This window comes from Barnesiella sp. CU968, assembly GCF_905219685.1.
Lineage (GTDB): Bacteria > Bacteroidota > Bacteroidia > Bacteroidales > Muribaculaceae > Lepagella > Lepagella muris_A.
In genome coordinates, this window is the sequence record NZ_CAJMXD010000577.1 from 1 (window position 1) to 1,211 (window position 1,211).

1 protein-coding gene is annotated in these 1,211 nt (G+C 50.0%); it reads left to right on the plus strand.

Annotated elements, in window-relative coordinates; translation table 11 throughout:
- Nucleotides 1–1,211 (plus strand): RagB/SusD family nutrient uptake outer membrane protein (locus JX312_RS13815; RefSeq protein WP_204458498.1); only part of this gene is annotated, 1,211 nt, incomplete at both ends.

A 1,211-nucleotide genomic window follows, 5' to 3' on the forward strand; every position in this document is an offset into this window, starting at 1 on the left:
GGCCAACACTATCCTTGACTATGTGGACGGAGTGGAGACTCTATCCCAGGATGTCAAGAATGAATACAAAGGACGTGCGTTATTCCACCGTTCATGGGCTTTCTACAACCTTACTTTCTGGTATGGCAACATACCTTTGGTAACCACACTTCCGACAGGTCCGAAGAAAAATTATATCTCCTGTCCGCAGAGCGAGGTTGTAAAGAAAATTGTGGAAGACCTAAAGCAGGCTGTGGAATGGGTTCCTTCTCAGAATGAAATGAACCAGTGGGGTTCAATCAACAAGGAGGCATGCCGTCATCTCTACATCAAGGCTCTTCTCGCCGACGGTCAGTTCCGCGAGGCTGAGAATCAGGCAACAATCCTGATCGAACAAAGCGGACGCTCACTCATGCGCTCCACATTCGGAAAGGATATCAAACCCGGTGAGGCAAAGACCTGGAAGATAGAGCGCAATGTCATCTGGGATCTTCATCGTCCTGAAAACAAGATCTTGGCGGCAAACACGGAGTATATCCTCGGTTTCGTGAATGTTTCCGAACAGGCTTTCCAGAAACTCGTATGGGCACGCACTCTGCTCCCTCATTATCGCGGTAACATACTTACTGCGGATGGCGCTTCCGGAAACGGACTCCTGTATCTTGCCAGAAGTGACAGCAAATATAATGTGGAGACCGACTGGCTGCGTGCGACCGGTCGCGGCATCGGCGTGACACGTCCCACTGACTGGGCTCAGCGCACACTCTGGGTATATCCCGGTTTTGATGACAACAAAGAGGACCATCAGGATCTCCGCCATAACCCTGCTGTCGGAAACTGGATGCGTATGGAAGATATGACATATGACAACCCCGCTACTAAATATTACAAACAGAATCTGATGCTTTACGCTCCAGAGGATGTGGTAAGCAAGAGCGGAAAGTTAATACGCGAAAAAGGACAGCTCCTTTGCACCGACACAATCCGCAGCTGGTTCGACTTCCCTTATTATAAGGTCTATATGCTTGATGCCGAGAAAGAAGCAAGTCTTGGATCCAACGATTTCCAGGGTGCCACATTGGGTTCCAACGGTAACTGCTACATCTTCCGTCTCGCAGAGACTTATCTTCTCCGTGCGGAGGCAAGGCTTTATCAGGGTAATGCAGGCGGCGCCGCTGCCGATGTGAATGAGGTCCGCAAGCGTGCCAATGCCAAATACATGTATCCTACCG